Below are 22,069 nucleotides of genomic sequence, written 5' to 3' on the forward strand. Positions count from 1 at the left end.
CGCACCACAGCAATCTCGTCCGGAGTCACGCACACTCAACGCCACACCCAGCCCACAGGACACGCACCACCACAACCGACCTGACCAAGCCCTACTAGGACCAGTGCAACGAACCTCAATGCCAACGCGGCCGAAGCGAGTACGAGGAAGGACGCAAGGGGAGTCGAACCCCAAACCCCTGCCCCTAGTCTCAACTGACGACACATCAATAATACAGCGCCGTAGGGGTGCAGTGCCGACCCAGCCGGCGCTTTCGGGAACTTCATGTTGGGCGCGGCGCCTGCACGCTTCTCAGGACTCTTCGGCCCGGCGAGAACGCTAACCGCGCAGCCGTCGCCCAGGCCCAGATCGACCGGTGGGCCGACCATCGGCACTGGGAGCAGTAGGAGCGCTGAACAGGATTCCCCGCTGGCAGACACAAGCGCCCTTCCGGGCCGTCCTCGGGCGGTGGAAGGGCACTCAATAGTGACCAACGCCGACAAATGCCCCGAGCTCAGCAGCAGGTCAGGGCGTTGATCGATTAGGCGGCGGCACGTCACGGCCGCCGACGATCAGTTGTGGCTGGTCTGAGCAAGGAGCAGGTCCGGTCGCGCCCTGGCCGGATCGCCCCCTTGTGTGCCCTTCGTCTACGTGTCACACAGTTCAGAGACGAAGCCTGGGGGGAGGGGAACGCTGCATGTCGGTGTTGGGTGGCTATCCGGCAGGTCCGTCGGCCTGGGCCGTTGAGCGGTTTGGGAGGCACGCCGGCGCGCTTGCCGCTGCGGTCCCGATGCAACTGGCAGAGGCACACGGAAAGGCTCATGCCGCGCATCTCGCTGCGGGACTCAAGAAGCGGAGTCCGTACGGTGTCGCCCTTGCGGGCGTCGTACGCGAGAACCTGGCGGAGACGGCGCGCGAGCTAGGGGAAGCCGTGCGAGACGTGCGCGGCTACGAGTACGCCGTGATTAACGATCACGCACTCTTTCCGTTCCGGTACGCAGACAAGCCGAGGCCCCTCGACCGAGCCCGACTGCCCGCCAATGCGTCACCCACTCGGCACCGGCTGTTCCGAGCGCACGGGCCGCAGCCTCCGGAAGGTCTGTTCGACATCGATGAGGACGTGGCGACCGAGGAGTACCGAGGGCTGCACGAAGCGTTCGAGGAGCTGGGAGCTTCCACCAGGCTGGTCTGTGTGTTTTTCACGGCTGACGCCGAAAACGGAATCCATGCCATCCACTGGGGAGACGCCCATCTAGAACCTGACCGCACCTTCACATGGCCCTACAGGGAACAGCTCCCGATCGTCCCCATGCATCTGAAGTGACGAACGGTGGAATCGTGGCCCTGGACGCCCGTGCCGCTGTCGTGCCACATCACGCGGTCAGCCACGGTCAACAACGGCTTGCCGCAGTCGAGATGCGCCATTCACCTGTGCAGCCACGACAGCCGGAGTGACCTGGGGACCTCCCTCACAGATCACGTCCGCCCTTACAAGGTGGATGTCCCCGAATGCGCCTGTAGGTCAGGGCCCGTAAGCGAGATCCCTGCCACCGCTGGCCTCGATCAGCCAGGACAGCGAACCGCTGCCGAACGGCCAGCCAGTGGTGGCCACCTCAACCCAGCCGTTGCCTGACTCATCGGACCCGGCGTCCCACCACCACCAGCTGCGGTCGTGGCCTATGCCCTCATCGGTCGGGTCGAAGTAGTAGAGCCAGTCCGACAGTGTCCAAGGCTCTTGGCTGAACGCTGATTTCTGCTCGGACGTCATCGCCCGCCACTTCTGCAACCAGGCGTCGGCATCGAATGGCCGGCCGGGCTCCGGGTCCGCAGGCTCAGGCGCGCAACGCTGCACGAACCCCGTCGGCAGCAGCTCCGACCATCGCTCGAGCGCCGGCCAGTCACTCGTCTGCTGGAGCACACACGCCAGCACAGCGCGGGCATTCGCGATGACCCGCGCCGGATCCTCGGCGGTGAACCGGCCACGTACGAGAAACGGCTGCTGTCGGCCGTCATCGGCCCCAAGACCGGACCGAAGACGCTGCAGCTCGCCCTTGATGATCTCCACGGCGAAGAAGTGTGCGCCGCGACCGGCTCTGCCGCACGTCATGAAAGGGCTGGCCAAGGCCTGAAAGGGTCATGCCGAAGCCCGGAAATTGCTCATCGCTAGGCATACTCAGCGACGAACTCCGGGCGATACGTGGCTTGGTAGTCGTCGAGCGCGCGGCGAAGCATGGCGGCCCCGCGGGGAACGTCGGCGGCAAGCTGATCCCAGCCGAGAAAGCGCACATGGTCTGGGATGCTGACCAGTCCGGTGATTGCGTCCCAGAAGGCGGCCCAGTTCATGCCGTAGAACTCCGGGAAGTCCAGCTCCCGCATCAGAAGCAGGTGGAGAGAGCGCTCGTCGCTCACCTCGCTGACATCGATGGTGATCACGGCGACATGCTTACACGTGGTTGCACCGTTCTGACATCCACGAGTGACATCAACGACAGCGGACGGCGGCGGCGACCAGCAGTTGCGTACGGCACCGGTCCATGAGGCGGGCTCCAGCTGCATAGGGTGGAGAACGAATTTGTAAAGCGAAGGTCGTCCGCAGAGAGTGTCGTGAGGCGGCGGCGTGAACGGGGGCAATCGTGGATGCGTCTGAAGCCGGACGGGGGTGAGGGGAGTGACCGAAGCACTGCCGTTCGTTGACGAGCATCGCGTGCTCGTGTCTGCTCCGGCTTTCGTGGTTTGGAGTGCTCTGGCTGCACAGGTCCCGCAGTTTGCCGGCTCCGAAACGTTCGTCCGCTTGCTGGGTGCTTCACCGAATCGGACCTCCGGTGAGTCCATCGCCAAGGGCGCGACGCTCCCGGGCTTCCGCGTAGCCGAAGCCGTCCCTGGGCACCGTCTCCGATTGACGGGATGTCACCACTTTTCCCGCTACGAGCTGCTACTCACCCTCGCCGAACACCCCGGCGGGACGTTGCTCAGCGCTTCGACGTATGCGGCGTTCCCTTGGCCCCATGGGCGGGTCTATCGCTTGATCGTCATCGGCTCCCGCATCCATCGCTTACTGGTGATCCGTCTTCTGCGCGACGTGCGCCGCCGGGCGGAAGGGCCGGCGACTGGCGGGTGACCACCTTGTCGGTCGTGGACCATTTGTGCGCGAGTGACACCACGTGGACGAGCGCAGGCGCGTGACCTGCCTGAGTTGGTCGGGGACGGGGGAACTGCGCGCTACGTGACAGCGGAACTGAGATGCCTGCCCAGGCCGCGTAGCGATGGCAGGTTGGGGCTGTGTGTCGCTCGTAGTGGGCGTTGGTGGAGAAGACGGCGTCCAAAACACACAGTCAGGTACGGACCCACCGAGGGCCTCGTGGTTTGAGTGCCAGATGCCCAGCGGCAAGGACTACTCGTCCCATCTCGTCCATCGATCCCCCAATGATGAAACAGGGAGGCTGTCTTGCATGCGGCACCGACAGGACTCGCAGGTTCGTGCGCATGCCGCTGGGGCGTTGAGATGGTTTGGTACCCCGGAGCAGGTCCGGCCTGTTGACGGGGTGTCCTACGGCTCCCCGCTACTTCCCCCGTAGTAGGCGGTGTGCCGCCCCGGGGAGGACGACGTCTGCACGACCCGAGTCCAGGATCGGAGGCGACGTTCGCCCCCGACAGGACACACACCGGACACGGAGGACGCGAGGCTCGTGGACACCCCGTCGCAGGACCCCGCCCCGTTCGCTCCCACCACCCAAACGCCGCACCCGCACAACGCGCGCCGCACCCGCCGCCGCGGCACGCTGCTGCCGCCGCGGTGGCGCAAGGCGCTACGGGCCGCACACGTGACGGTCTCGGTCGGGCTGCTGGGCAGCGACGCCGCCGTGCTGGCCCTGGCCTCGGCGGGGCGACTGGGCAGCGACCCGGTCACCGTCTACCCGGCCGCCCACCTGATCGGCGAACTGCTGCTCTTGCCGCTGGCCGTGCTGGCCCTGGCCACCGGCGTCGCGCTGGGCCTGCTCACGCCCTGGGGCCTGCTGCGCCACTGGTGGGTGGTGATAAGCCTCGCGGTGACGGCCGGAGGCACCGTCCTGGCCACGTTCGTGCTGGTTCCGGGCCTGGGGACGGCAGCCTCGGCGGCGCTGGCCCGGCATCCCGTCGCCGACGCCACCGGGCTGGTCCGCGATTCGGCCGCAGCCTGCGGCGTACTGATCGCGACCGTGGTGATTTCTTCTGTCAAGCCCTTCGGGACGGTGCGCCGCAGACCCCGCACCAAACAGCCGGCTCCGGTCAGCTCCCACGCTGCGGGCACCATGTCCCGGTAGCAGCATCCACAGGCGACAGCGGGTCTCCCGTCGCATGGAGCCTGGCCCGCGGAAACGGCTCGGACCTGGAGCGACCGGATCACCGCCGCTTGTCCGGCGCCCGGAAAAGTTCGAAGGTGCGGAGCACGAAGCTGCGCGTCGTGGCGGACGACGTGTTGAAGTTCGCCCGGGGCTGCAGCCTGCCGGACGTCGAACTGGAGGAACTACGGCGCGCGCCGGCTCGCTACCATGCCTGCTCTCCCGCACAGCGCGCCACTGAAGAGGTGACGACCGACGATGAGCAGTCTGTTACGTGAGACAGCTCGCCGGTAAGGGCGTGGACGCCGCTCGACCGCAGGTTGGAATTCAGCCAGGTGTCACCGACAAAGCGCCCAAGGGGATCTTCGCTCCAGGGCGTTTCGTGTCTCTGACGGCAATTGAGCAGTCCCACACCGAAACCAGTAGTGACTGCCGGGAGCGACTCAGCGTGCGTCAAGCTCCGATCCGTCATCCGTCTCGTTTCGCAGAGGCGATCACGGCGCAAGCAACGGCCGTCACAACAAGGCTCCCCATCATGACCATCCCGACGCCGACCATGAAGAGGCCACTGGAGTCGTCCGACCAGTCGAAATAGGCGGCAATGGTGAGGCCGGCCGTGGTGCCGATCACAGCGCCGGCGATGTAGCGCCGGGATGCTGCCCAGTAGACCACTGCCAGCAGCGTCAGTAGCAGCCCGATCACCTGCCACGCCCCGTACGGGCCGGTCGTCGTGCCATCTGGTTGCACGTCACGATGCTGGTCCCAGCCGAGCCAAGCAGCCCACAGCGCCAGCGACACCCCAGCCAGCGCGAGGATCGGCAGGAGATGGCGAACGGGTTTCACTATTCCTTGGCGCATGCCCCAAGCGTTTCGGCTCACCCCATCACCGGCCAGAGGTCAGGTACTCACCTCCACCTGAGTACATCGGCCACATGCGGATCGAGTACGTCAAGGCTGGGCACTGGCGACAGCCCCGGATGCGCACGCCAGAGGCAATCCGAGCCTTCTCCTTACCCCAGCACCCGGCCAGGACTCTGCGATCGGAGGATGTGGCATCCGGGAGTATCGGGGGCGCCGGCCGTTCGTGGGCACCCCGCTCAGGCGCTGGAAGCCATGATTTACCTTCTGGAGCACCAGTTGGCGGGAAACCTGTTCGTGCCGTGAGGCCAAGCCGCGAACGAGGCGCGCGGGAGTCGGTGCATGGTAGGAAAATCCGCGATCCGCCCACTGAGCTGCCCGCTGTCCTCGCCGTTCAAGGGCCTTGATCCAGGCACGGAGCCGACGGATGGCTCTCAGCCGGGGATCGCTCTCCTTCACGCCGAGCGGGTCACGGGCGGTCCTCGCGTTCGTCCCGCTTCTCCAGTTCCCTCGGCTCAGAGGCGGCGCACCCATGCCGCGATGCCGTGCCCCACGCCCAGGTAAACCAGCCCGGGCAGGCCGTAGTTGAGAAGAACACGAAGGCCCTCGGTGTCCATGGTGAAGATGTCCTGCGACCAGCCGGCCAGCCACTCGGCCACGCCGCGGACGAACTCTACGAAGCCGTTGGACTGGTTCGCGTCCAGCATGTAGAGCAAGATCCACAAAGCGAGGAAGCCGGCGGCGATGTCGCCGATCGTGTGGATGACGAGCGCCGCGCGGTCCCGGCTCTCGCCCTCACGGCGCTGACGGCGCTGACGGCGCGGAGCGCTGCTGGGCGTCGGGTTCGAGTAGGCGTAGTCGCTCCGTCCGCCGGGATAGCTCTCTTGATAGCCAGGGTGATCTCCGTGGCTACGGTTGCTCCCGTAGGGATCATGCGCCGGCTGTGTGCCATGGGGATGATTGTTCACGCCACTTGCCTACCTCAGACGCTGAGGTAAAAACAAGCCGCGGGATTTCGGCCGCCCTTGCAGCAGATTCACCCGACACCACCCCGTTGACCTTTCTGGATCGCCCATTGGATCCAGAAAGTTCACACTGATTCCGAGGCATCGATTCAGATTCACCACCCGACCTTCACGAAACCGCTGCCGCACCCGCTCCGCACAAGCGACGGAGAAAACGGTCGTTATGCCGACCTGCTCCGCAGCCGAACCGGCCGTTAAGGCGGCGACGCTGCCAATGCATGAGCGCCCCCTGGCCGTCTCGGGGCCATGAACGGGCACTCGACGATGAGCAACGTCGACAACTTCCGACAGCTCAGCAGTAGGCAGTCGGGCTGCCTCTCAGAAGGCGGCGAAGACGCCGACCTGGTGGCACTCGCCGCTGAAGCTCAGGGCCTCATGCTTGACTGCGTCGGCCTGCACCAGGACGACTGAGTTGCTCACCGCGCGGAGTTCATGTGAAAGTCCCCTTCGCATGGAGGTTCAGCAAGGGGGCGGGCCCCGCTGAAAACACAAGGTGGGCCTCGAGCGCAGGAGTACGACACAGGTTCCCGGATATCTTCGCGCGACCCTGGCGGCACAACGGATGGAATTACGGAGCGCACCGATCATCCAATCCATCGACTTTCCCACCGGTGGAGTCAAACGCACAGGTTGCTCATCCGTGCAGACATGAACACGAATTGAGGACAAACTCTCTACACACTGCTCGGCGCCCTGAAGTGACGGATATTGCCACGGTGGTTCCGAACTGGACACTCCGTATCAACAGGGCACCATCCGGATGGCACATGCAGATCCAACGCACCCACCCCGTGTCGCGGTTACGTATTTGGTGTGCAGCCCTCCCCACGCACACGCAGGACGAGTCGGGCCTGCGACATGACCGAAGACCGCGTGATCATGTTCCCGACTTCACCCAACTGACCCTCTGATCCAGGCTGTCCCGCCGGTCCGTGGCAAACGCGGTCGCCGGCACCCGGACCGGATCTACGCAGATCGCGGCCACGACCATGACAGATACCGCGACCAGGTCCGCGCCCTGCGGATCACGCCGCACATCTCCCGTAGCGGCGCCGGGCACGGTTCCGGCCTGGGCGTCTACCGCCGGGGCGTGGAGGGAGCCATCGAGTTTTTTCGCTGGGTTCGGCGAAGAGCCCCCGACTCGAATCGACAGGACGAGTGGTCGCCCTTCCGTTTTCCTCCGTGCAGGTCAGGCCTCGATCCGCCCTGGAACCCCGGAGTCGTCCCGTGTGCAAGGGGAGACTGACTTCGTCCCTCCGACCTCGCCGCTCGCCAACGTTCTCCACACGGGAAGGTCCCATCTGGAACCGGTGACGGACGCCTCCCCCGGTACATGGATCGACCACGACCCAGCGCGGGTGCAAAAGATCCGAGAGTATGGGATGCACTCCCTGATGATCGTGCCCATCATTGCGCGGCGCGCCGTCCTGGGTGTCGCGGTGTTTCTGCGCACGGAGCACCCCGTTCCGTTTCGCGAGGATGACCTGCTCCTCGCCGAGGAGCTCGTCACCCGGGCCGCGCTCTCCTTGGACAACGCTCGCCAATACGCCCGCGAACACACCACAGCCCTCGCGCTGCAACGCAACCTGCTCCCCCACCGTTTGACGGGGGGCGCGGCGGTCGAGGTGGCCTGGCGCTATCTGCCGGCCGACGCGGAAGCCGGCGTCGGAGGCGACTGGTTCGCCGTCATCCCGCTGTCCGGCGCCCGGGTGGGCCTCGTCGTTGGTGATGTGGTCGGACACGGCATCAACGCCGCCGCGACCATGGGCACGCTCCGCACCGCCGTACGCACGCTCGCCAACATGGAGCTGCCTCCCGACGAACTGCTGGCCCATCTCGATGACACGTTCCAGCGACTGGCCGAGGAGGACGCCAATGCCGCGCACCAGATCCCCACGGTCGTAGGCGCCACCTGTCTGTACGCCGTCTACAACCCGATCACCCGCCGGTGCACCACGGCGCGGGCCGGGCACCCCCCGCCCGCGATCATCGGCCCGCAGGGCCGGGTCACCTTCCCCGACCTGCCGACCGGACCCACTCGGCATCGGCCTGGGCATCCCCTTCGAGGCCGTGGAGCTGGAACTGCCCGAGGGAAGTCTGCTCGCCCTGTACATCGACGGCCTGATCGAAACCCGCGACGACGACATCGACGTGGGAATGCGCTGCCTTGGCACCGCCCTGGCACAACCCAGTCGCTCCCTGGAAGACCTGTGCGCCAGAGCCACAGAGCCCTTCCCGGGTCAGGCTTCATCCGACGACTTCACCTTGCTACTGGCACGGACGCTCTCGCTCAGCCCCGCCCAGGTCGCCTCCTGGACGCTGCCGAACGACCGGACCGCTGTCGGCAACGCCCGGCACATGGCAGCCCGCCGGTTGACCGAATGGGGCTTGGAAGATCTCCGGGACCGCACACAACTGATCGTCAGTGAACTGGTCACCAACGCCGTCCGCCACAGCACCGGCCCGATCGGACTGCGTCTGATCCAGCACCAAGTCCTGACCTGCGAAGTATTCGACACCGGTGCCAACTCCCCCCATCTGCGTCACGCACGCGCCATCGACGAAAACGGCCGCGGCCTCTTCCTGGTCGCCCAGCTGTCCCGCAGATGGGGCGCCCGCTCGGAATCGGGCGGCAAAGTCGTCTGGGCCGAACAAGACCTGGACTCCGCACCCTCACACGGACACGCCTCCGGCACACCACGTGCGCGCAAGGAGTAACCGGCCCATCCCTCTCCGTCGCGAGCGTCGGGCATGCTCCACTGCAGGGGGACACGCCGGCCGCCGATGCGGGGGCCGTCGCTGCCCGACATCAGCCATGCGATGCCCCCATTGTGTCCGCCTGTGCCTGCGCCGCCTTGAGCGTCAATCGGCGGCGCCCCTCCACAGACGATGGTGGTTCGCGTGGGTCATGGTGTGGTCGGGGCTGTACGGGACGCGTGATGCCGTGTGCCGGTGACGATGAGTGAGACGTTTTGCCCACCGAAGCCGAAGGAGTTGCTGAGCACGGCCTCCTGGGGGATGCCTCGTCGCTCTGCGACGACATCGAGATCGATGTCGGGACCGACGCCGGCCGTGGTGAGATTGCGGGTCGGCGGGATGACGCCGTGCTCCACGCTGAGGATGGCGATGAGCGCTTCGATCGCGCCGGCGGCACCGAAGAGATGGCCGAGCGCCGCCTTGGGGGCTGTCACGGTGGCGCGGCCGAAGACCTGCCCGATCGCGTGCGCCTCGGCGACGTCGCCGACCGGAGTTCCGGTGGCGTGGGCGTTGATGTGGCTGATCTGCTCGGGAGCCAAACCGGCTTGCGCGAGGGCCTTTCGCATGGCCGAGATCTGGCCGGAGCCGTCGGCAGCGGGCGCCGTGATGTGGTGAGCGTCGGCGGCGATGCCGGCGCCTGCGAGCACCGCGTGGACGCGCGCGCCACGGGCGCTGGCATGCTCGGCGCTTTCGAGCACCACGACGGCGGCGCCTTCGCTGAGGACGAATCCGCTGCGGTCCGCGGCGAACGGCCGGGACGCTGAGGCGGGTTCGGCGGTGTGCCGCGACAGTGCTTGTGCCTGGGCGAAGCCGGCGACGGTGATCGGGGTGATCGCGGCCTCGGTCCCGCCCGCGATGACCATGTCCGCCTCGCCGGCGCGGATGAGCCTGGCTCCCAGGGCGATCGCCTCGGCACCGGAGGAGCATGCAGAGACGGGTGTGTAGACCCCGGCCCGTGCACCGTATTCGATACTGATCAGCGCCGCCGCTGCATTGGGCATGAGCATGGGGACCGTGCGTGGCGAGACGCGCCGGGTCCCGGCCGTTTCCAGTACGTCGTCTTCCTTCAGCAGCGTCTGTACGCCACCGATGCCCGTGCCGATCGCCGATGCGAGCCGGTTCGGGTCCACCTCTGGGGCGCCGGCATCGGCCCAGGCTTCGGCCGCTGCGGCGAAGGCCGCCTGCTGCGAGCGGTCGAGCCGCCTGGCCTGTACCGGCAGCAGCAACTCGGCGGGGTCGATCGCCATCGTCCCCGCGACGGTGTCGGGAAGGCCGGCGTCCCCGTGGCCGTGCAGGACGCCGCCGCGAATACCGGACTCGCCGGCAAGCAGGGCGTCCCAGGTGGACGCCGCATCTGCCCCCAGTGGTGTGATCGCGCCGAGTCCGGTCACGACGACTTCAGTCCGGTGCATGCCCTTCGACCTTTCTTGTATGCGATACAAGCGAACAAAGCCTTGTTGTATCACATACAATTTCGGCGTGGAGGAGAAGCGAACCGAAGCTCGATCAACGTCGGCTCGGTCGCGCGACCGCGGTCACGCAACGAGGCGCCGGCTGATTGAGGCAACTGCACGGCTCTGCAAGGAGCGGCCCGGCGCCGAGGTGAGCGTCGCGGAGATCGCGAACGCGGCAGGCGCCTTCCCCAATCAGGTCACCTACCACTTCGGCTCCAAGGACTCGCTGCTCGTGCACGCCGCCTTTCTCGGCTTGCTGCACGACGCCCGACGGATTGAGCGCATCGGTCGCCAAGCCCCCGATGCGGCGACATTTCGCCGCAACGTCGCCCGCGCCGTACTGGCCATGCCCTCGCTCCCGTCAGTCGCGCGAGCACTCGCCGCTGGGATCTCCAAGCCCGAACTCGCCCCCGTGATCGACCAGCACCTCCAGTTGCTGTTCCGGCAATCCGAGCGCTTCGTGAGCCAACTCATCGACGGTCGTGGCTGGAGGGCCCATCGACCGCTCGACGTGGAGGCCAGGACGTTCTGGAGCACCGCGCTCGGCGCAGTTCTGCTCGTCCGCGCCGGAGCACACGGCACTGTCGCCGACCTCGACCTCGCCGGAGCACTGACCATCCACGACGAACCCGAACCCGGCTAGCTCAGTCGAACGGGCCGACGGCGACGACGTGCGCGGTTCCCACACGACGGTGGCCTTGTCGCGGTCGGCAAATTCGCCGTCGCCGGCGAACTCCACTGCTGCGGCTAGAGCAAGAGCGGTCCAGGATGCGGCGGCGTTCGGCGAGGGGCGTGCGCCAGTGCTCGGGAGTGCGGGGATGGGTGAGGGTGGCCTGTAGGAGATGGCGGAACGGAAGGGGTGGCCTCCCGGCGGGAGGCCACCCCTTTGCCGCCTGTGCGGCCGTGGCGTGCTCACTGCACAGCGCCGTCGTCCCCGTCGAGCCCGGGCCCGGACGCCTCGCCGGCCCCCGCATTACCGCAGGGTGCCGGCGGACTTGTTCGCGGTCGTGCTGGTGCGGTCGGTGTCAGCAGGGGAAGGTGCCGCTGTAGAGGGCGTGTCCGTAGGAGGAGCTTCCGGAGCCGAAGCCGTAGACGCCGTCGTCGGTCCAGACGGCTTCGCGGGAGCCGTTGACACAGCTCGAGGACGGGGCGATCGCGAAGCCCTCCAGGTTGTCGGTCGGCATGACGGCGGGGTCGGTGTAAGTCACGTCCGGAACGATCGCGCCACTGGCGTTGATCTTCATGAACGTGTGCGTCTCACCGCAGGTGTTGTCGCACGTCGCGATGAGGCGCTGGGTTCCGGCGTCGAACGACACATCCATCACCGAGGCCTTGCCGGTGGCGATCGTGCCGAACGTGGTGAACGTTCCGTCGGAGTTGAGGCCGTAGACGTGCAGCGTGCCGTCCCACTCCAGGCCGGCGAAGAACAGGCCCGACCCGTGCAGCGGGTAGTTCGCCGGGTTGTAGGCGGCGTGGGTGAGCGGGTCGATCCAGCCGTTCGCCGTCAGCCAGCTGTCGGGCACGTAGCCGACACCCTCGAAGCCCAGGTTGGCGTCGTCCTTGTCGCCGGTGTTGAGCTGCGGGAACTGCGAGGTCATGTCCCACTGGTGAATCGGGGTCAGCGTCGATCCGGTCGATGCCGGGTCGAACTCCATGATCGTGTCCTTGGGGACCGTGTTCTTGGTGTTGTCGCGCTCGGAGCTCACGTAGATGTGGCCGTTGGCGCCGACCGTCAGTCCCTCGGAGTCCGGCTCGCCGGAGCCGCCCGAGAAGCGGATCTGCTTGCCGGTGGCGCTCCACGAGGGGTCCGGGATCCACTTGCCGTTGCTCTTGACCAGCTTGTACAGCCAGTTCTTGTTCTTGGAGGCCCACAGCACCGAGGGGTTGGCCGGGTCGAACGCCAGGCCGCTCAGGTCACGGCCCTCCGGGCCCGTGGACGTGGTGAACGCGCAGACATTGTCGGCGATCGTGACATCCAGGCCGCCCGGCCACGCCAGCGTGCCCGACGGGCGGGAACCCGTGCCGGAGGGCGCCTCGGGGGCACAGTTCTTGGTGAGCGAGCCACCGCCGCCCAACAGGTGGCCCGTGCCACCACCGGGGTCTCCGCCGGGGTTTCCGCCGGAGCCCGAGCAGGAGTTCGCGCTGCCGAGCGTGGCACTCGTGGACGTCTGGAACCATCCGATGGCGTCGGCACACCGCTCGGCGGACGGCTTGGCACCATCGGTCGCCCAGGTCACCGAGTCGATGGTGTTGCCGTTGTTGTCGAGGAGGAACAGCGAGTCGTTGTCACCCAGGCCGATGGTGGAGTTGAACGTGACGTAGCCGCCGGCGGGGATGCTGGTCGCGCTCGGCGAGGAGGACGAGATCGAGGCCGGGGAGTGGCTGGTGTCGTTGTCGACGTACTTCCACGACCCGATGCTGACCGCGCTCGCTCCGCCGTTGTGCAGCTCGACGGTGTCCGCGCCGTTCGAGGTGACCTCGTTGACCCGCACCCGGCTCGCCTCCGGAACCGACGACGGGCACCCGGCGCCGTTGGCAGCGCCGAACGTGGTCGCCGCGGTCACGGTCACCCACGCCCCGGTTCCGTCGCCGCCGCAGCGCGCCATCGCCGGCTTCGCCTTGTCGGTGGCCCACTCGACGCGGTCGACCACCGTGCCGTCGGACGTGTAGATCACCAGCTTGTCCGAGTCACCCAGCCCCTTGGGCGAGTTGAAGGTGACGAAGCCTCCCGCCGGGATGGTGGTGGAGGACGGGCTGAACGACTGCGGCGAGAAGCTGTCGTCGGACATCTTCCAGCCGCTGATGCTCACCGCGGTCGAACCGGCGTTGTACAGCTCTACCGTGTCGTTGTTCGACGAGGTGACCTCGTTGATCCGAACATTCTGGTATCCGGCAGGGTCCGCGGCAGCCGCGGGCTGCGCGGCAAGCATCCCTGTGAAGACAAGTCCCGAGAACGTCAAAGACGCGGCGCATACGGAGGCAAGGCCGATACGCGAATGAGAAGTAGACACGAGGTCGAACTCTGATGATCGGACCTTGAATCGGCGTGTACTCCAGCTGAATGTCGCCTGCTCGTCGCCGAAATGCCGTGCGTGGATGGGCACATGCAAGGCGATGCCACCGTCACCGTCATCTGACGTCGACGAAATCGCCGGCTGCCGTGGCCGGTCCGGTTGTGGTGGTGCCGGTGAAGCGGAAGCGGAAGTAGCCGTCGGTTCCGGCCTTGGTGGTGGTCTTCAGCGCTCCCTTCCTGCCACTCGTGACGGTCTTCAGGGTGGTGTAGGTGGTGCTGCCCTTTTTCCGGAACTGCAGTTGGACCGGCCGACCCTCGTAACCGGTGTAGGTGCCGCTCTCCCAGTTGGCGCGGGTCAGCTTGCCGGTGACCGTGATGCTCTTGCCCTTCTTCACCGGCTCGGGCGAGGCGTTCACCGTCACCTTGGCGTACCGCTTGATCCGGACTGTGGTGACGACGTCGACGGCTGTCCAGTCGTCGTTGACGTCCTGTGCTTCGGCGAGCACCTTCCAGGTGCCGGCGAGGTCGTTGTCGTCGACGTCCCGCGCGGCGTCCACGGCGAAGCTCACCTTGCAGATGGAGGTGGTGCGATCGGTGGACGACACCGTGCACTTGCCCGCCGGCGGGTAGGTCGGCAGGATGCCGTCGGCGTCGTCGGTGTTGGGTCCGTGCCACAGGTAGGCCCAGGAAGCGGCGACACCGTCGGGATCCTTCACCGTCCACGCGATGGTGATGGTCTTTCTGGTGGTCAGGCCGAGCACGATGTCCTCACCGGCGTTGACGACGACCTTCGAGAACGTCGTGTCGCTGGATGCCGCTCGGTCCGCCGCTTGGGCGGATGCAGGATTCACTGTCGCGGAGAGGGCGGTGGCAAGGAATACGGCGGCGGTGGCCGGGCGAATGCGCATGGAATCCCCCTTCGGGATCGTCGGGTCCGCCGTCTCTTCATGGCGAACCTGATGATGTGTCACGCTCCCTAGACCCTCAGAGGCCGGTCGTGGTTGCCCCAATGTTCGGAGACATTTCACCCCCAGTACGGTGCGCGATCACGGCGGTCAGTACCACCGCGGTGCGGTGCACGACGCCGTAGGCGACCACACTCCGTGCGGCGGCAAGTCCCACCCACGGGTCATGAGACCCTCAGCCATTCACGGTCCAGCCCACAGAGCCCCGCACTTCTCACTGACGACCTGGCTCCTGACAGGGCCTGAGGGCGTGGTGGTCACCGCGCAAGGCCGATGTCGCCGAGGCCACGGACGGCGACCGATGGACCCGACTGCCACATTCCCTCGAGTTCCGCTGCCCAAGTGACGTGGCGCTCCTCGGCGGGCGCAAGCACGTATGCATCTGCCGCAGACCCATTTATCCATTCCATTTCTCAATGTCATGACCAACGGCTGTTGGACTTCTGGATCAGCTGTTCCTAGGCTCGGGCAGGGCCGGCCTTCCGTGCGAGAAGACCTCTGACCACCTGTCTTCCACTACCGGAGTAGATATCCGATGAAGCAACGCACGATCGGCGTCTACCGCGTGACCCTGGCCTGGGAGCTTGCCCTCACACCCGCGGTCGTCCCGATCCCCGGGTTCTCACGCCCCGTAGGCATCCGTGACTCGGTGGCCGCCACCGACGTCATACTCGCCCGCGAACAGATGTCCCACCTGACGGCGGCCTGAGACGCCCCGTACCGGCACCGAACACCACACTCCGACAAGGACTCCATCGTGAAGACTTTCACCCTGCCCGGCACCGACATGGTCGTCCCGAACATCGTGCTCGGCCTGATGCGCATCCAGGACAAGAGCGACGAGGAGGTGCGCGAACTCCTCGCCACTGCGATGGACGCGGGCATCACGTTCCTCGATCACGCCGACGTGTACGGCAGTGAGCTGCACGGCTGCGAGCGCCGCTTCGCCGAGGCGATGCAACTGAGCGCCTCGCAGCGCGAAAAGCTGATCATCCAGTCGAAGGCGGGCATCGTCCGCGAAGGCCCGTACTTCGACTTCTCCTACGAGCACATCCTCGAGTCGGTGGACGGTTCACTCAAGGCTCTTGGCACCGACTACCTCGATATCCTGCTGCTGCACCGCCCCGACGCCCTGGTCGAACCCGAAGAGGTCGCGCGCGCTTTCGACCAGCTGGCCACGGCAGGCAAGGTACGGGCCTTCGGTGTCTCGAACCACACCCCCCGGCAGATCGACCTGCTGCGCCGCCACGTCAGCCAGCCGCTGGTGGTGAACCAGCTCCAGCTGTCCATCACGCACGCCCCGCTCGTCGCGCAGGGTGTCGCGGCCAACATGCAGGGCCTGGAGCAGTCGGTCAGCCGTGACGACGGTCTCCTGGACTACTGCCGGCTGCACGACATCACCGTGCAGGCCTGGTCACCGTTCCAGGCCGGCTTCTTCGACGGCCCGTTCCTCGGCTCGGCAAGCCACCCCGAACTCAACGCCGTCATCGACCGCCTGGCGGCGAAGTACGATGTGCCGTCCCTGGCGATCGCGACGGCCTGGATCACCCGGCACCCCGCCCGGATGCAGGTGGTCATCGGTACCACCACACCGCAGCGTGTCGCGGACTCCGCCCTTGGGTCGGACGTGCCACTGACCCGTGCAGAATGGTACGAACTGTTCCGCGCCGCCGGCTACATCGTGCCCTGACCGCCGTCCCGGCCTCACGTCCCTGCCGGACAGGACGACGCCGCAGCACCCCCGACACCGAAGCCCCCTGCCCGGCCCCCCGAAGGCACGGACCGAGGCGGGCCCGTAAGGTCCCACCGCGTGGAGTTCACGCAGAGGAAAATCGGCTTGTTCGGGCGGGCTGCGGGCGGGATCTCCCGTGCACAGGCGACGGTCTTCCGCGGTCTCCTGGACCAGTTCGCGACGGGCGAGTACGAAGAAGTCGAAGCCCGGGCGCAGGCCCTCGCGACCCGGCCGCCGCGCGTCTGAGACCGAAGTCCCGAGCCGGTGTGGATGGCGAGGACGTTCGCCCTGACGGCCGCGGTGCTGCACGGACGCAGGGAGCACGTGCTGCCCGAACTGGAGGCGCTGACAGCGGCGTTGCAACAGACGAGCGGCAGCCGCCGGACCCTTCTGCTGGTGGTGGGGTCAATCGCGCGGTCGTTCTCCTCGGCCAGGAGCGGTACGCGAACGCGGAGTCCGAGGCCGCCGGCGTCCTGCGTGAGGTGACCCGTCTGGCCCATCTCACCCAGGTGGCGGACCTCGAGCTGTCCGCTCCGGCGTGTCTGGCGGAAGCCCTGTGCGGACAGGGCCGATTCGAGGAGGCGGAGGCCGTCGCGCGCGGCAATCTGCCCCGCGCGACGGAGAACAGAGCCGCGTACTTGCGGTCTCTCCTGGTGCGCAGCCTGAACGGGCAGGGCCGGTACGAGGAGGCGCTCGCCGAGTCCCGACAGCCGACGCCGCCCGCGTCCCGCGCCGGGAGCGGGCAGTCGGCCACGGTCATCGCCGCGGCTCTGAACGGTCTGGGCCGCCGCGACGAGGCCGAAGTGATGGCTCGTCAGGCAGGCAGGAGTGCGAGCAGTTCCTCCATCCCACACATCCACGCATCCGCGAAGCGCGGGATTTGCTGACCCATATCACCGCCGCGGATCCTCCGCCCGAAGCTCCGGACGCGGGCGCCGGTTCCTCGTAGCGGTTGGTCAGGCTTGTTGGTGGGTGATGCGTCCCGACTGTTCTCGGGAATGAAACCCAAGCAATGGGCGCTCTGCGCACAGGGGCACCTGGTGTTACGTCGCGCCCCCGTGAGAGGGTGCTAACAACCGTAAACCGTAGGAGAGTTGGGGTCATGGTCGAGGGGCTCGCCCGGCTGGAGCTGGAGGGCGGCGGATCGGTACTGATCGAGGCGTCGCCCGAGGTCGGCGGGCCGGTGAAGGCGGGCCGGATGGCGCAGACCGTCCAGAACCTGCCCGTGACGCTGGAGGCGGCACTCGGTCCCGTGACCGACACGGCACGCAGTGTGCTGCGCCGACTCCGGGAGGCAGGCCCCGACGAGGTGGAGGTCGAGTTCGGTGTTGATCTCGCCGTCGAGGCGGGCGCTGTGATCACGAAGACCGGCGTCGGCTGCCACCTCAAGGTGAAGATGACCTGGCGCCACGAGGACACCGGACGGCAGCGGGACGCCGTGGAGGAGTGACGCCGTGAGCGCGCCGGCCCAGGGTGCCCTGCAGGATTCGGAGCCCGGAACCCACACTGCAGTGGTGCGGGTGCTCGACGGCGCACAGCATACGGCGGGCGCGGGCTTCCTCGTGGCGGACCGGACCGTCGTCACATGCGCCCACGTGGTCGTCAAAGCCGGGTCCGGACCCGGCGGCCGCGTCCGATTCGCCTTCCCCCACGCGCCGGGCGCCCCCGACGAAGAGGGGTACGTGCGGACAGATCAGTGGAGCGCGCCCGAGGCTTTGGACATCGCCGTGGTGGAACTGGACGCCCCCCTCGCAGGGGTCCGGCCACTGCGGCTGGGTTCCGCCGAGGGGTGCCAGGGCCACCATGTGAAGTCGTTCGGGTTTCCCGCCCAGGCTCCACCCGGCGGCCACCACGGGTTCGCGGTAGCCGGTGACCTGCTGCCGCCCGGCGGCGCTCAGGGGTCCGACGACCCGTTGCTGCAACTGACCGCCGCCAACGACCTGACGACCGGATTCAGCGGCGCGCCCGTCGTCGACGCGATGACCGGCCTTGTCATCGGCATGGTCACGGCGATCGCCGCACCCGACACATACCTCAAGGGCCTGGGCATCGCGTACGCCACGCCCTCCCAGGCGCTACGCAAGGTGTGCACCGCGCTGAACCTGCACGATGTGTGCCCCTACCGGGAACTGAAGCCCTTCGCCACGGAGCACGCCGCATGGTTCCACGGGCGGGAAGCCGCTGTAGAGCGCGTCGTTGAGGCACTGGCGGGACAGCGCAGGGCGGTCGCGCTCCTCGGGCCCTCCGGTGCGGGCAAGTCCTCACTCGTCCAGGCGGGAGTCCTCCCCGCGCTCGCCTCGGGACAACTACCGGACAGCGACCGCTGGTTGCCCGTGTCCGTGCGCCCGGAACATGATCTGCTGTCCGCGCTCGAGGTTGCGGGACTGCTCGGTGTTCGCACACATGGCATCGCCACCGCCGTGGAGCGGCGACTCGCCGAATTCCCTGACCACAACCGTGTCCTGCTGATAGTCGACCAGTTCGAGGAGCTGCTGTCGCACACGTCGCCTGACGGGCAGACACCCGAGCCACAGCGTGCGGCCCTGCGGGAGATCGCCGCGGCGGTCACGTCCGACGCGGCCCTGACAGTGCTCCTGGTCATGCGCGACGACTTCTACCCCCGGCTGGCCGCTCTGGCCCCGGACCTCTTGGACGCCGTCGCTCCAGGCCTGATGAGCGTGCAGGCCACGCTGAGCAAGGAAGACCTGCACGCGATCGTCACCCGACCCGCCGAAGCGGTGGGAGCACACTTCGAGAAGGGGCTGGCCGACCGGATCGTCACCGACATCCTCGCGATCGACCCGGACGAGGCCGGCGCGCAGCGGGCCCCCGTCACCGTACTGCCACTGCTCGAACTGACCCTCCACCGACTGTGGCAACGCCGGCGAAAGAACGACGGGCACCTCACCCACCAGGGGTACCAGGCCCTTGGCAAAGTCTCCGGCGGCATCGCGACATGGTGCGACGACGTGGTACGCCAACTGCCCCAAGAAGCCCGGCCGACCGTACGGCGGATCCTCACCGCGTTGGTACGGCCCGCCGACGAGGCCCACCATATTCCGGCCGTCCGGCAACAGGTTCCGCTCGCCGTCCTCCGCGAACTGGCTGAGGACACCACGGACGGCCTTTCCGCGAAAGCCCGGGAACAGCAGACCGAGGACGTCCTCAGCGCGCTCACGCGCGACCGCGTCGTCGTCACCCGTACCGCGCCCCTGCCGGGACAGCGCGACGACGAGGGTGAGCCGGTGGCGGAGCTCATCCATGAAGCGCTCATCCGGGAGTGGGGGACCCTGCGCGCCTGGGTGGGCAGGGACCGCGACTTCCAGGACTGGCTGCGACGCTCGCGCGAACGCTGGGCGCGCTGGCGGGAGTCGAGCAGGTCGGACGACCTCCTCGGCGGAAGTGACCTGGAAGCAGGCGTGGAGTGGTCACAGCAGCGCGGCTTGCCCGGCGACATCGCCGCGTTCCTTGCCGTGTCACGCCGTGCGGCGGCACGGCGCCGGCGCGTGCGGCGCACGGTGATCACCGTCATAGTGGCCTTGGCTCTCATCGCCTCCGGCACTGCAGTGGTCGCCTTGTTCGAGCGAGACAACGCGGTCGCCCAGAGGCACAGCGCGGTGGCCCGCCTGGTGGCGGCCGAGTCGGAACGCATACTCGACACGGATCCCGGACTTGCCAAACAACTGGCCCTGACCTCGTACCGGCTCGACCCCGATACCGGCTCGGGCCCCCTACTGGCTGCGCTGGCGGCTCCCGGCGTCTTCGACAGCGTGGACGCCGTCTCGGACATGGCGCAATCCCCCGACGGGCACACCCTGGTCATGTCCACGGACGGCGGCATCGCCATCTGGAGCATGTCAGGTCACGCCCGGGCCCGAATCGCTGGGCCGAAGGGCGGCCCATTGGCACTGACTCCCAACGGGCACGTGCTGGCGGCGACAACCGGTGCCGCGGCTCACACCGTACGGCTCTGGGACCTCACCGACCCGGCACGCCCTCACGACCTCAGCACACTCGGCCTCGGCGGGGATGCCGTGACCGCGCTCGCGACGAGCGCCGACGGCCGGTATCTCGCTGCGGGCACCAAGAGGGGTGCCATCGAACTTTGGGACGTGAGCGCGCCGCGGGCGCCGCGGCAGCTGGCGGCTCTTCCCGGTCATCGCGGCGAGGTCGACTCGCTCGCCTTCTCACCGACCCGGCCGACCCTCGCCAGTTCCGGGGCCGACCACAAGGTCCGGTTGTGGGACGTGTCGGCGTCCGGCAGACAGCCGTCGGCCACGGTCGACGGCTTCCACGGTGACATGCACCGTTCGTCGGCATACCGCCCAGTGGCGCACAGGCTCGCCTTCACCTCGGACGGTGCGATCCTCGCGACGCCCGGGGACGGGAACAACAGCGTACTGAGGTTCTGGAGCACGGCCCCTGGGAAGCCGCCTCGCCAACTCGCGGCGCCCACGAGCGACGAGGGCCCCACCGACCTGTGTGTCGATGGCCTGCTGTCCGTCTCCTTCAGTCCTGACAACGGTGTCCTCGCGACGGTGTGCAGCGACTCGTACGGCCAGGGGCGCGACCAGTTGTGGCAGACACACTCCATGGCAGATGTGACGCCCGTGCACACGCTCTCCGGTGTGAACGAGTCCTTCAACGGGCCCGCGGTGTTCGCACCGAGCGGGCGCGTGCTACTGCACGCGACGGGCGCGGGTGTCCAGCAGTGGGACGCCGGCGACCCCTATCAGCCGGGCGCCGCGGGCAGTTACGGCGCACGGCCCGACGGATTCGACGTGGCCCTGGCCTTCAGCCCGGGCCCCAGGCGGCTTCTGGCCGTCGTGGGCGGTGACTCGGGCAAGGTCATCGACGTCACCGGGCAACCGCCCCACCGCGACATCGCGCATCTCCCCGGTGGCTACATCGGCGCGGAGGCTGCGGCATTCAGCGCGGACGGCAAGATCCTCGCCGACAGCGAGCACATCCCCGAGGGACACGACAAGGCACGGCTCGTCCTGCGGCTCCGGGACACCACCAAGGCCGGCCTTCCTGTCATCGCGACCGTCGACGGCATCGACCGCGGTGTGCACGGCCTCGCCTTCACCCCGGACAGCCACATCCTGGCCGTCGACGACAACAACGAGGACCGAAGCGCGAACAGTGGCCGCGCGCCCACGGTGAAACTGTTCGACCTCACCGACGCCGCCCACCCACGGCAAGTCGCGCAGGTCCCCGCCGACGCCTTCCACATCGCCCTCTCCCCCAATGGCCGCCTGCTGATCGCCGACACCGACGATGCACTGCTCTCCTGGAACATCTCCGATCCACACCATCCGGTGGCCCTTCCCGCCCGCTATCTGACGCCAGGGACGCAGGTGTCGACCAGCGTCTTCCGCCCGGACGGACACTGGCTCGCCGTCGGTGACTCCTCCGGCACCTTCCGCATCTTCCGGATCGCCGACGACCGCATCGTCGGTGACCCCACCACGTTCCACGTCAGTGGCTACTTGGGCGAGACCCCCGCGTTCAGTCCGGATGGCAACACCTTCGTGCTGAGCAGCGTCCCCAGGGACACACCCATCGGGCAGGGCGAGGGAAGCGCCCACCTCGAGATCTGGAACACCCGCAACCCTCGCGCACCTCTGTTCCAGGCGTCTGCGGCCTTCCAGCCCGATGGCGCGATCAGTGGAGGAAACGTCGCCTTCAGCACGGACGGGGTACTGCTGGCCACCACGATCTCCGATTCGATCGACGTATGGAACGTCAACCCGTCCGCCAACACCGACGCGGTGTGCGCGACCGTCGGCGACGTGATCACACGCAGCCAGTGGAGCCGGTACGTGCCCCATGAGGCCTACCGTCCGCCCTGTGCGCGGCCGAACGCCGTGCTTCCATACGTCACACTCGGTAGCCAGCAGGGGTCCTGACCCTCCCTCTTGCCGTGACCGCGTAGGTCCGCCGCGCGGCGGCCATGGCGATGGT

The 22,069-nt window shown here is 67.7% G+C and carries 19 protein-coding genes and 1 pseudogene; 13 read left to right on the plus strand and 7 right to left on the minus strand.

Translation table 11 applies throughout. The annotated features are described in order from the left end of the window. Positions 1–676: 676 nt before the first annotated feature. Positions 677–1,303, plus strand: a complete 627-nt coding sequence (locus ADL25_RS14930) for a hypothetical protein (RefSeq protein WP_059128219.1) — start codon at positions 677–679, stop codon at positions 1,301–1,303. Between the two features lie 198 nt (positions 1,304–1,501). Here ADL25_RS14930 and ADL25_RS14935 read toward each other — a convergent pair whose 3' ends face one another. Together ADL25_RS14935 and ADL25_RS14940 are read right to left on the minus strand one after the other, a co-directional pair. Continuing rightward, a complete protein-coding gene (locus ADL25_RS14935; protein ID WP_059128308.1) occupies positions 1,502–2,044 on the minus strand; it encodes a hypothetical protein in 543 nt (180 codons plus the stop codon). Positions 2,045–2,142: 98 nt separating this feature from the next. Continuing rightward, positions 2,143–2,412: a barstar family protein gene (locus tag ADL25_RS14940; RefSeq protein ID WP_059128220.1), complete on the minus strand. Its 270-nt coding sequence runs from the start codon at positions 2,410–2,412 to the stop codon at positions 2,143–2,145. A gap of 235 nt (positions 2,413–2,647) precedes the next feature. Here ADL25_RS14940 and ADL25_RS46105 point away from each other — a divergent pair, with 235 nt between their 5' ends. From ADL25_RS46105 to ADL25_RS14950, 3 genes are all read left to right on the plus strand, one after another. After that, positions 2,648–3,097 (plus strand): hypothetical protein, encoded by a 450-nt coding sequence (locus ADL25_RS46105; protein ID WP_234380919.1) that lies wholly within the window; start codon positions 2,648–2,650, stop codon positions 3,095–3,097. 568 nt (positions 3,098–3,665) lie between these two features. Then, positions 3,666–4,280, plus strand: a complete 615-nt coding sequence (locus ADL25_RS14945; protein WP_059128221.1) for a hypothetical protein — start codon at positions 3,666–3,668, stop codon at positions 4,278–4,280. 140 nt (positions 4,281–4,420) lie between these two features. Continuing rightward, on the plus strand, positions 4,421–4,576 hold the full coding sequence (locus ADL25_RS14950; RefSeq protein WP_159044929.1) for a hypothetical protein: 156 nt from the start codon (positions 4,421–4,423) through the stop codon (positions 4,574–4,576). Between the two features lie 190 nt (positions 4,577–4,766). Here ADL25_RS14950 and ADL25_RS14955 read toward each other — a convergent pair whose 3' ends face one another. Beyond that, complete coding sequence (locus ADL25_RS14955) at positions 4,767–5,156, minus strand: hypothetical protein (RefSeq protein ID WP_059128223.1); 390 nt, start codon at positions 5,154–5,156, stop codon at positions 4,767–4,769. 515 nt (positions 5,157–5,671) lie between these two features. Next, positions 5,672–6,124 (minus strand): hypothetical protein, encoded by a 453-nt coding sequence (locus ADL25_RS49750; RefSeq protein WP_181922980.1) that lies wholly within the window; start codon positions 6,122–6,124, stop codon positions 5,672–5,674. Positions 6,125–7,170: 1,046 nt separating this feature from the next. On the opposite strand from ADL25_RS49750, the pseudogene ADL25_RS46110 reads away from it, so the two are divergent. Then, positions 7,171–8,404, plus strand: a pseudogene (locus ADL25_RS46110) (PP2C family protein-serine/threonine phosphatase); the annotation flags it as partial. A gap of 135 nt (positions 8,405–8,539) precedes the next feature. Continuing rightward, a complete protein-coding gene (locus ADL25_RS52180) occupies positions 8,540–8,899 on the plus strand; it encodes an ATP-binding protein (RefSeq protein WP_402525427.1) in 360 nt (119 codons plus the stop codon). Between the two features lie 188 nt (positions 8,900–9,087). On the opposite strand, the gene ADL25_RS14970 is transcribed toward ADL25_RS52180, so the two are convergent. Then, positions 9,088–10,350 carry a beta-ketoacyl-[acyl-carrier-protein] synthase family protein gene (locus ADL25_RS14970; protein WP_059128225.1) on the minus strand — a complete coding sequence of 421 codons (1,263 nt, stop codon included), beginning with the start codon at positions 10,348–10,350 and terminating at the stop codon, positions 9,088–9,090. A gap of 19 nt (positions 10,351–10,369) precedes the next feature. On the opposite strand from ADL25_RS14970, the gene ADL25_RS14975 reads away from it, so the two are divergent. After that, positions 10,370–11,035, plus strand: coding sequence for a TetR/AcrR family transcriptional regulator C-terminal domain-containing protein (locus ADL25_RS14975; protein WP_267889249.1), 666 nt, complete (start codon positions 10,370–10,372; stop codon positions 11,033–11,035). 382 nt (positions 11,036–11,417) lie between these two features. On the opposite strand, the gene ADL25_RS46115 is transcribed toward ADL25_RS14975, so the two are convergent. Further along, the gene (locus ADL25_RS46115; protein WP_199839159.1) at positions 11,418–13,322 is read right to left on the minus strand and encodes a lamin tail domain-containing protein; all 1,905 of its coding nucleotides are present in this window, start codon (positions 13,320–13,322) and stop codon (positions 11,418–11,420) included. A 199-nt stretch (positions 13,323–13,521) separates the two neighbouring features. Beyond that, entirely contained in the window at positions 13,522–14,313 is a 792-nt protein-coding gene (locus ADL25_RS14985) for a hypothetical protein (RefSeq protein ID WP_059128227.1), read from the minus strand. A gap of 592 nt (positions 14,314–14,905) precedes the next feature. Between ADL25_RS14985 and ADL25_RS48975 the strand changes: the two genes are divergently transcribed. The 6 genes from ADL25_RS48975 (at position 14,906) to ADL25_RS15010 (ending at position 22,014) form a co-directional block, all read left to right on the plus strand. Beyond that, on the plus strand, positions 14,906–15,079 hold the full coding sequence (locus ADL25_RS48975) for a hypothetical protein (RefSeq protein ID WP_159044930.1): 174 nt from the start codon (positions 14,906–14,908) through the stop codon (positions 15,077–15,079). A 48-nt stretch (positions 15,080–15,127) separates the two neighbouring features. After that, complete coding sequence (locus ADL25_RS14990) at positions 15,128–16,060, plus strand: aldo/keto reductase (protein WP_059128228.1); 933 nt, start codon at positions 15,128–15,130, stop codon at positions 16,058–16,060. Between the two features lie 120 nt (positions 16,061–16,180). Further along, the gene (locus ADL25_RS49755) at positions 16,181–16,348 is read left to right on the plus strand and encodes a hypothetical protein (protein ID WP_199839160.1); all 168 of its coding nucleotides are present in this window, start codon (positions 16,181–16,183) and stop codon (positions 16,346–16,348) included. A gap of 236 nt (positions 16,349–16,584) precedes the next feature. Then, on the plus strand, positions 16,585–16,989 hold the full coding sequence (locus ADL25_RS49760) for a tetratricopeptide repeat protein (RefSeq protein WP_059128230.1): 405 nt from the start codon (positions 16,585–16,587) through the stop codon (positions 16,987–16,989). 215 nt (positions 16,990–17,204) lie between these two features. Beyond that, positions 17,205–17,552 carry a CU044_2847 family protein gene (locus ADL25_RS15005; protein ID WP_059128231.1) on the plus strand — a complete coding sequence of 116 codons (348 nt, stop codon included), beginning with the start codon at positions 17,205–17,207 and terminating at the stop codon, positions 17,550–17,552. A gap of 4 nt (positions 17,553–17,556) precedes the next feature. Continuing rightward, positions 17,557–22,014: a trypsin-like peptidase domain-containing protein gene (locus ADL25_RS15010; protein WP_079050362.1), complete on the plus strand. Its 4,458-nt coding sequence runs from the start codon at positions 17,557–17,559 to the stop codon at positions 22,012–22,014. The last annotated feature ends 55 nt before the right edge of the window (positions 22,015–22,069 follow it).

Source organism: Streptomyces sp. NRRL F-5122 (assembly GCF_001507435.1).
GTDB classification, from domain to species: Bacteria; Actinomycetota; Actinomycetes; order Streptomycetales; family Streptomycetaceae; genus Streptomyces; species Streptomyces lannensis.

Excerpts from the sequence above, each read along its gene's own strand:
- ADL25_RS14930 (WP_059128219.1), top strand. The coding sequence starts at position 677 with ATGTCGGTGTTGGGTGGCTATCCGGCAGGTCCGTCGGCCTGGGCCGTT.
- ADL25_RS14985 (WP_059128227.1), bottom strand. The coding sequence starts at position 14,313 with ATGCGCATTCGCCCGGCCACCGCCGCCGTATTCCTTGCCACCGCCCTC.
- ADL25_RS48975 (WP_159044930.1), top strand. The coding sequence starts at position 14,906 with ATGAAGCAACGCACGATCGGCGTCTACCGCGTGACCCTGGCCTGGGAG.
- ADL25_RS52180 (WP_402525427.1), top strand. The coding sequence starts at position 8,540 with ATGGCAGCCCGCCGGTTGACCGAATGGGGCTTGGAAGATCTCCGGGAC.
- ADL25_RS14970 (WP_059128225.1), bottom strand. The coding sequence starts at position 10,350 with ATGCACCGGACTGAAGTCGTCGTGACCGGACTCGGCGCGATCACACCA.
- ADL25_RS46115 (WP_199839159.1), bottom strand. The coding sequence starts at position 13,322 with ATGCTTGCCGCGCAGCCCGCGGCTGCCGCGGACCCTGCCGGATACCAG.
- ADL25_RS14975 (WP_267889249.1), top strand. The coding sequence starts at position 10,370 with ATGCGATACAAGCGAACAAAGCCTTGTTGTATCACATACAATTTCGGC.
- ADL25_RS14955 (WP_059128223.1), bottom strand. The coding sequence starts at position 5,156 with ATGCGCCAAGGAATAGTGAAACCCGTTCGCCATCTCCTGCCGATCCTC.
- ADL25_RS15005 (WP_059128231.1), top strand. The coding sequence starts at position 17,205 with ATGGTCGAGGGGCTCGCCCGGCTGGAGCTGGAGGGCGGCGGATCGGTA.